This window comes from Pseudomonas sp. EGD-AK9, assembly GCF_000465935.2.
Lineage (GTDB): Bacteria > Pseudomonadota > Gammaproteobacteria > Pseudomonadales > Pseudomonadaceae > Aquipseudomonas.
On sequence record NZ_AVOF01000135.1, the window covers coordinates 1 to 7,954 of the forward strand.

Below are 7,954 nucleotides of genomic sequence, written 5' to 3' on the forward strand. Positions count from 1 at the left end.
CATCGGCCGGGTGATCGCCGAGGTGCTGCCGGACGACAAGGTCGCGGTGATCCGCCAGCTGCAGGGCGAGGGCCAGGTGGTGGCCATGGTCGGCGACGGCGTCAACGACGCCCCGGCCCTGGCCGCGGCCGAGATCGGCATCGCCATCGGCTCGGGCTCCGACGTGGCCAAGGAGACCGGCAGCATCATCCTGATCCGCGACGACGTGCGCGATGTGGTGGCCGCGATTCAGCTGTCGCGCGCGACCATGCGCAAGATCAAGCAGAACCTGTTCTGGGCCTTTATCTACAACAGCGTCGGCATTCCCATCGCGGCCTTCGGCCTGCTCAACCCGATCCTGGCGGCGGCCGCCATGGCCTTGTCGTCGCTGTCGGTGATCGTCAACTCCGCGCTGCTCAAGCGTGTACGCCTGGGCAGTCTTCGCCACACCCCGTAAACCACGCAGGAGCATCACCATGAACACCACTTCACGCAACGCACTGACCGCTCTGGCTCTGGCCGGCACCCTGCTCACCGCCTCGGCCTTCGCCGAGCAGGCCCATCATCCGGAGCAGCTGGCGCAGAACCAGCAAGGCATGCCCATGGGACAAGGCATGGGCCAGGGCATGATGATGGACTGGTCGCAGATGCAGGACATGATGCGGCAGATGCACGGCACCACCGACCCTCAGCAGCGGCAGAAGATCCGCAGCGAACACCGCCAGGCCATGCGTTCGCAGATGGGCATGATGAACCAGCGCATGCAGCAGAGCCAATGCCCGATGGCCAAGGATGCGCCCATGCAGCAGCAATGCCTGAAAGACATGCACCAGAACATGCAGGACATGATGCAGATGATGGAACAGATGCTGGAAAGCCAGTCGATGGCGAACGGGCAGTAAAGCCGCTGAGTAAAACACAGGCCTCAACTCTTGCCTGTTTCACCGGGCACCGATGACGTGACCCGGCGAAACGGCTGCCATAACTGCCCCAGGTAGCCCCTGGGGTAGTCACGTTCGCGCAGCCCTACCTCGGCCTCGCCGAGGCGCTCGGCGCTGTCGTGGTAGCTGCCCAGCAGCCAGTCCCAGAGCAGCAGGAATTCGCCGAAATTCACCTGGGCGTCCTCGAAGTCGCGTTTGTGGTGCCAGCGGTGCATCTGCGCCACCGCCAGCAGGCGCCGCAGCGGCCCCAGGTCGTAGTCCAGGTTGGCGTGCTGGAAGGCCAGGTGCACGGTGAGCAGGGCGAACCAGGTGGCGCACAGCTGCGCCGGCGCGCCGAGCAGGGCCAGCAGCACCAGACCGGGACCAGCCAGCAGCAGCGCACTCAGGGGATGGCGACGCTCGCCATTGACCCAGTACAGGCGCTCGGCGCTGTGGTGCGGCGCGTGCAGCCGCCACAGCCAGGCGAAGCGGTGGCTGGCGCGGTGCATCAGGTACAGGCTGCAGTCGATCAACGCCGCCACCAGCAGCAACTGCACCCACCAGGGCCAGTGCAGGGGAAACAGCTGCAGGCTCAGCCAGGGCCCGAGCAGGCCCAGCAGCAGGCTGCCGAGCTGGATCAGGCCGAGGTTGACCAGCAGGTGGATAGCGTCGGTCAGGCTGTCGTCATGGTCCTCCAGCCAGCTGCGACGAAAGGGCTGCAGGCGCTCCAGCAGGGCCACCGCCAGCAGCGCCAGGGCGACCACCGGCAGGCTCGCCGGCCAGGCCGGGATGCCGCGCTGCAACAGGCTCAGCAGCAGGATGGCGCTGCCGCCGAAAATCAGCGGATAGCTGCCCCAGCGAATCAGCAGGGTCAATGGATGTGGGAGTTTGCGCATGGTGGGTTCCTCGCGGGTGACTGGGGCCACTGTGCCGCTCGCGAGATCCGGGGCGCTTGAACAAAACGGCTAAGCTGCCGAGCAATAGCGGATGCTGTGCCTAGTGCTCCGCTGAGTGCAGCTGCACCCGGGCCAGGGCCGAGGATGGGTCGAGGCCCAGCAGGCTGCGGAAGCTGCGGGAGAAATGCGCGGCATCGGCAAAACCGGCGGCATGGGCCGCCGTGGTCAGGTTATGGCCCTGAGTGATGGCCTGCAGGGCGCGGATCAGCCGGTGCCACTTGCGGTAGCTGCGCAGCGGCAGGCCGCAGCTGGCGCTGAACCAGTGGGAGAAACGGCTGGGCGACAGGTGCACCTGCTGCGCCAGCTGCCGCAGGTCATGGTCGGGATCGTCCAGCAGCGGCAGCAGCCGCGCCAAGCGCGGGTCGAGGGGCGCCGCGGGCGGCAGCTGCAGATAACGGCCCAGCGCCTGGCGCAATGCGGTCGCATCGCCCTCCCCCCGCTGCAGAGCCTGCAGCAAAGGGCCTGGTTCGCCCAGTTCGAGGCCCTGCAGCGGCTCGCTCAGGCCCAGGGCGCGGGCCTCGGCGCAGAAGGGGTCGAGATAGACCGACAGCAGCCGGCCCGCCTCGATGCGGTGCAGGGTGCCGGCACGAATCGCCACCACCGGCGCGCACAGCGCCTCGTCGGCGGCCCATACCCGCAGCGGTGCGTCCAGGCCGATGGCCAGCTGCACGGCCATATGCCGGTGCGCCTGGTTGTGCCCGGCCTGGCCGAGAAACAGGCCGATGCCCGGACCGATCCAGGCCTGGCCGGCCCAGGCGATATGCCCCTGTGTCTTCATGGCCCCTCCTGGGAAGCTCGCTGCGTGGGCGCACCGCCTTTCACTGCTGGCCCCGGTGCGCACGGCGCACCCTAGCGCACCTCACGCAGGCGCAACAGCTGGTAGGCCGCCGGCAGCACCAGCAGCGACAGCAGCGGCGCGCTAAGCATGCCGCCGACCATGGGCGCGGCGATGCGGCTCATGATCTCGCTGCCGCTGCCACTGCCCAGCAGGATCGGCAGCAGGCCGGCGATAATGGTCGCCACCGTCATCGCCTTGGGCCGCACCCGCTGCACCGCGCCCTCGCGGATCGCCTCCAGCAGGGCCGCCGGCGTGCCCTGCCCGGCCGCCTGGCGCTCGGTCCAGGCGTTGCGCAGGTACAGCAGCATGATCACGCCGAACTCCGCCGCCACCCCGGCCAGGGCGATAAAGCCCACCCCGGTGGCCACCGACAGGTTGTAGTCCAGCCAGTAGAGGAACCAGACGCCGCCGGTCAGGGCGAACGGCAGGGTGGCCATGATCAGCAGCGCCTCGTCCAGTCGCGAGAAGCACAGGTAGAGCAGCACGAAGATGATCAGCAGGGTCGCCGGCACCACCAGCTTGAGCCGCGCATTGGCCCGTTCGAGAAACTCGAACTGGCCGGAAAAGCTCAGGCTCATGCCCGGCTGCAGGCGCACCTGCTCGGCGATGGCCTGGCGCAGGTCGGCTACCACCGAGGCCATGTCGCGGCCGCGGGTGTCGATATAGACCCAGCCGGAGGGCCGCGCATTCTCGCTGCGCAGCATCGGCGGGCCGTCGCTGATGGCAATGCGCGCCACCGTGCCGAGGGTGATCTGGCTGCCCACCGGGGTGTAGATCGGCAGCTCGCGCAGGCGGCTCAGGGAATCGCGCCACTCGCGCGGGTAGCGCAGGTTGATGGGAAAGCGCGCCAAGCCCTCCACGGTTTCTCCGACGTTCATCCCGCCGATGGCGCCAGCCACCAGTTCCTGCACCTCGGCGATATTCAGGCCGTAGCGGGCGGCCGCCACGCGGTCGATATCGACATCGATATAGCGCCCGCCGGTGAGGCGTTCGGCCAGCGCCGAACTGACCCCGGGCACCGTGCGCGCCACCCGCTCCACCGCCTGGGTCACCGCATCGATCTGCGCCAGGTCGCTGCCGGCCACCTTGACCCCGATCGGGCTCTTGATGCCGGTGGCGAGCATGTCGATACGGTTGCGGATCGGCGGGATCCACAGGTTGGCCAGCCCCGGTATCTGCACCGCGCGGTCCAGCTCCTCCACCAGCTTTTCCGCGGTCATGCCGGGGCGCCATTGCTCGCGAGGCTTGAACTGGATGGTGGTCTCGAACATCTCCAGCGGCGCCGGGTCGGTGGCGCTGTCGGCGCGCCCGGCCTTGCCGAACACCCGCGCCACCTCGGGCACCGTCTTGATCATGCGGTTGCTCTGCTGCAGCAGTTGCGCGGCCTTCTGCGCCGACAGCCCCGGCAGCGCGGTGGGCATATACAGCAGGTCGCCCTCGTCCAGCGGCGGCAGGAACTCGCCGCCCAGCTGGCTGGCCGGCCACAGCGCGCTGAGAAACACCAGCAGGGCCAGCCCCAGGGTCGCCTTGGGAAAGCGCAGCACCCATTCCAGGGCCGGCTGGTAGATCCGAATCAGGCCACGGTTAAGCGGGTTGCGCCGCTCATCCGGGATGCGCCCGCGAATCCAGTAGCCCATCAGCACCGGCACCAGGGTCACCGACAGCCCGGCGGCGGCGGCCATGGCGTAGGTCTTGGTAAAGGCCAGGGGGCCGAACAGGCGGCCCTCCTGGGCCTGGAGGGTGAACACCGGGATAAACGACAGGGTGATGATCATCAGGCTGAAGAACAGTGCCGGGCCCACCTCCAGCGCCGCAGTGCCTATCACCTGCCAGTGCCGCTCGCCCTTGAGCGCCTCGCCCGGGTGCTCGGCATGCCAGTGTTCGAGCTTCTTGTGGGCGTTCTCGATCATCACCAGGGCCGCGTCGACCATGGCGCCGATGGCGATGGCGATGCCGCCGAGGGACATGATGTTGGCGTTGATGCCCTGCTGCTGCATGACGATAAAGGCGATCAGCACCCCCAGCGGCAGCGAGACGATGGCCACCAGGGAGGAGCGCAGGTGCCAGAGAAAGGCCAGGCAGACCAGGGCCACGACGACGAATTCCTCCACCAGCTTCTCGCCCAGGTTGCGCACCGCGCGGTCGATCAGCTGGCTGCGGTCGTAGGTGGTGACGATCTCCACACCCTCGGGCAGGCTGGCCTGCAGCTCACTGAGCTTGGCCTTGACCGCGGCGATGGTGCTGCGCGCGTTCGCCCCGCTGCGCAGGATCACCACGCCGCCGACCACCTCGCCCTCGCCGTCCAGTTCGGCGATGCCGCGGCGCATCTCCGGGCCGAGCTGGATATGCGCCACCTCGCCCAGGGTCACCGGCACGCCGCCGGCATCCAGGCGCAGGGGAATGGCGCGAAAGTCCGCGAGGCTCTGCAGGTAGCCGGAGGCGCGCAGCATATATTCGGCCTCGGCCAGTTCCAGCACGCTGCCGCCGCTTTCCTGGTTGGCCTCGCCGATGGCCGCCGCCACCTGCTGCTGGGTGATGCCGCGGCTGGCCAGCTTGATCGGGTCGAGCAGCACCTGGTACTGCTTGACCATGCCGCCGATGCTCGCCACCTCGGCGACGTTGGCCAGGGCCTTGAGTTCGAAGTTGAGGAACCAGTCCTGCAGGGCGCGCAGCTGCGCCAGATCGTGCCGGCCGCTGCGGTCGACCAGGGCGTACTGGTAGATCCAGCCGACTCCGGTGGCATCCGGCCCCAGCGCCGGTTTGGCCCCGGCCGGCAGGCGCTCCTGGATCTGGCTGAGGTACTCCAGCACCCGCGAGCGCGCCCAGTACAGGTCGGCGCCGTCCTCGAACAGCACATAGACGAAGCTGTCGCCGAAGAAGGAGAAGCCGCGCACCGCGCTGGCCCCCGGCACCGAGAGCATGGCGCTGGCCAGCGGGTAGGTGACCTGGTTCTCGACGATCTGCGGCGCCTGGCCGACATAGGGCGTGCGGATGATCACCTGAGTGTCGGACAGATCCGGCAGGGCATCGATGGCGCTGCTCTGCACCGCCCAGACGCCCCAGGCGGTGGCGAACAGGCTGGCCAGCAGCACCAGCAGGCGGTTGGCCAGGGACCAGCGAATCAGCGCGGCGATCATGGCTGCACCTCGTCATGGCCGTGGTCGCCATGCTCGGCGGCTGCCAGCGGCTGAATCCGTTCGATCAGCAGGTCCTCATCGCTTTCGCGCACCGCCACGCGCACCCGCTGGCCGGGCTGCAGGCCCTGCAGCAGGGCGGCATCGGCCACCGGGAAGAACATGCTCATGCCCGGCATGCCCAGGGTCTTGAACGGACCATGGGTGAGCAGCAGACCATCGGTCTCGATCTCGTCGATCTGCCCCTCGGCCTCATGCAGGGCTGGCTGTAGCTTGACCTCGGCCGCCGGCTGGCCCAATTCCTGGGCCAGCAGACCACGCAGGCTGGCTTCGGAATCCAGCAGGAACTGCCCGGACGCCACCACCTGCTGGCCCTCGCTCAGGCCTTCGAGGACCTCGACCTGGTCGCCCTGCTCGCGGCCGATGCGGATTTCCAGCGGCCGGTAGCGGCCCTCGCCCTCGGCCAGCAGCACCAGGTTGCGCCGGCCGCTACGGATCACCGCCTCGCTGGGCAGGAGCAGGGTCTCGCTGCCCTGGCTGTGCTGCAGGCGCACCCGCGCGCTCATGCCGGGACGCAGGCGCCCCGCGGGGTTGTCCAGCACCACCCGCAGGCGCAGGGTGCGGCTGTCCAGGTTGGCCTCGGGCAGCAGTGCCTCGATACGCCCGCCGATACTCTCCCCCGGCAACGCCGGCAGCAGCACCTCGACCGGCTGGCCGGGCTCGATCCCGCTGGCCTGGGCCTCGGGCAGCGCCACCTCCAACCAGACTCGATCCAGGCCGTTGATCCGCGCCAGGCTCTGCCCGGCACTGAGGGTCATGCCCTCGCGCACCTCCAGCTCCTGCACTACCCCGGCAATCGGGCTGGTCACCGTCCACAGCCGCTGCACCTGGCCACTGCGCTCCAGGCGCGTGATCAGCACCGCCGGCATGCCCACCAGTTGCAGGCGCTGGCGCGCCGCGGCCAGCAGCTGAGGCTGGTCGAGATCGCGCAGGGCCAGGTATTCCTCCTGCGCCGCCAGCCAGTCGGGTACCAGCAGATCCACCAGCGGCGCGCCGGCCGCCAGCAGGTCCTCCGGCGCCAGCGGGTAGACCCGCTCGACGAAGGCGGCGCTGCGCGTCTGCACCAGGGCCACGTCGCGCTGGTCGAAGCCCAGGCTGCCGACCGCATCCAGCTCGCCCTGCAGCGGCCCGCGCACCACCGGGGCCAGGCGCATGCCGAGGTTCTGGGTCAGGCGCGGGTCGATCGCCATGGCCGTGCTCGGCGCATCGCCGGCCTGCGTATCGGCGTAGCGCGGCACCAGGTCCATATCCATAAAGGGTGACTTGCCCGGCTGCTCGAAACGCTGCTGCGGATACATGGGGTCGTACCAGTAGAGCACCGGACGCTCGCTGTCAGCCGCCACGGGCGCATGGCCATGCTCCTGACGGCCAAGCCAGTAGCCCGCGGCCGCCCCGGCCACGAGCAGGGTAACGAGGCCCAGGGCCTGGATCGGTGAAGGGCTCATTGGTCACGCTCCTGCTGGTTGGCGTAAGCGAAATGCAGACGGGCAGCGACCAGCGCCCGCTGTTCGAGAAAGTCCAGATGGCGCAACTGCGCCTGCACCCGCTCGCGGCGAGCGGCGATCAGCTCGCCCAGCTCGCCGCGACCGGCCTGGTAGTCGGCCAGGCTCAGGCGTACGCGCTGCTCGGCCAGGGGCAGCAGTTGCTCCTGGCTGCGCTCGACGGCGCGCTGCAGGCGACGGTGCTCGGCCAGGTCCATGGCCAGCTGCAGGGCATGCTCACGCAGCAGCGCCTCACGCTCGGCCTCCAGGGCCAGCAACTCGGCGCGCTGGGCGGCGATGCGCGGGTTCTGCCGGCTGCCGGCGAACAGCGGCAGGTCGATGCTCAGCTGTAGCGAGAGCATGTCGCCAAAGGCACGATCACGCTGCTGGTAGGCCAGCTCCCAGCTCCAGTCGGGGCGTCTGTCGGCTTCGGCCAGCTTGACCCGGGCCTCGGCCTCGCGGGTCTGCGGGACGAAGGCCTGCAGTTCGGGGTGCTGGGACAAGGCATGGCGGTAGCGCACCTCGTCCACCGGCCAGTCGGGCAAGGGGCCGCGCAGCGACTCGTCGGCCGCCGCGCCGACCCAGC

7 protein-coding genes are annotated in these 7,954 nt (G+C 69.3%); 2 read left to right on the plus strand and 5 right to left on the minus strand.

Going from position 1 to position 7,954, the window contains the following annotated elements; translation table 11 throughout:
* Both N878_RS07785 and N878_RS07790 read left to right on the plus strand, forming a co-directional pair.
* The coding region (locus N878_RS07785) for an HAD-IC family P-type ATPase (protein WP_021443102.1) at nt 1-436 on the plus strand (436 nt) is incomplete at its 5' end.
* A gap of 19 nt (nt 437-455) precedes the next feature.
* The gene (locus N878_RS07790) at nt 456-881 is read left to right on the plus strand and encodes a hypothetical protein (protein ID WP_021443103.1); all 426 of its coding nucleotides are present in this window, start codon (nt 456-458) and stop codon (nt 879-881) included.
* 23 nt (nt 882-904) lie between these two features.
* Here N878_RS07790 and N878_RS07795 read toward each other — a convergent pair whose 3' ends face one another.
* From N878_RS07795 to N878_RS07815, 5 genes are all read right to left on the minus strand, one after another.
* Nucleotides 905-1,795 (minus strand): sterol desaturase family protein, encoded by an 891-nt coding sequence (locus tag N878_RS07795; protein ID WP_036987519.1) that lies wholly within the window; start codon nt 1,793-1,795, stop codon nt 905-907.
* 100 nt (nt 1,796-1,895) lie between these two features.
* Nucleotides 1,896-2,633: a helix-turn-helix domain-containing protein gene (locus N878_RS07800; RefSeq protein ID WP_021443105.1), complete on the minus strand. Its 738-nt coding sequence runs from the start codon at nt 2,631-2,633 to the stop codon at nt 1,896-1,898.
* A 71-nt stretch (nt 2,634-2,704) separates the two neighbouring features.
* Entirely contained in the window at nt 2,705-5,830 is a 3,126-nt protein-coding gene (locus N878_RS07805) for an efflux RND transporter permease subunit (protein WP_021443106.1), read from the minus strand.
* Complete coding sequence (locus N878_RS07810) at nt 5,827-7,332, minus strand: efflux RND transporter periplasmic adaptor subunit (protein ID WP_021443107.1); 1,506 nt, start codon at nt 7,330-7,332, stop codon at nt 5,827-5,829. Before N878_RS07810 ends, N878_RS07805 begins: the two co-directional genes overlap by 4 nt.
* Nucleotides 7,329-7,954, minus strand: a 626-nt coding sequence (locus N878_RS07815; protein WP_021443108.1) for a TolC family protein, incomplete at its 5' end; no start/stop codon positions are given. The genes N878_RS07810 and N878_RS07815, both read right to left, overlap by 4 nt.

Excerpts from the sequence above, each read along its gene's own strand:
- N878_RS07790 (WP_021443103.1), top strand. The coding sequence starts at position 456 with ATGAACACCACTTCACGCAACGCACTGACCGCTCTGGCTCTGGCCGGC.
- N878_RS07795 (WP_036987519.1), bottom strand. The coding sequence starts at position 1,795 with ATGCGCAAACTCCCACATCCATTGACCCTGCTGATTCGCTGGGGCAGC.
- N878_RS07800 (WP_021443105.1), bottom strand. The coding sequence starts at position 2,633 with ATGAAGACACAGGGGCATATCGCCTGGGCCGGCCAGGCCTGGATCGGT.
- N878_RS07805 (WP_021443106.1), bottom strand. The coding sequence starts at position 5,830 with ATGATCGCCGCGCTGATTCGCTGGTCCCTGGCCAACCGCCTGCTGGTG.
- N878_RS07810 (WP_021443107.1), bottom strand. The coding sequence starts at position 7,332 with ATGAGCCCTTCACCGATCCAGGCCCTGGGCCTCGTTACCCTGCTCGTG.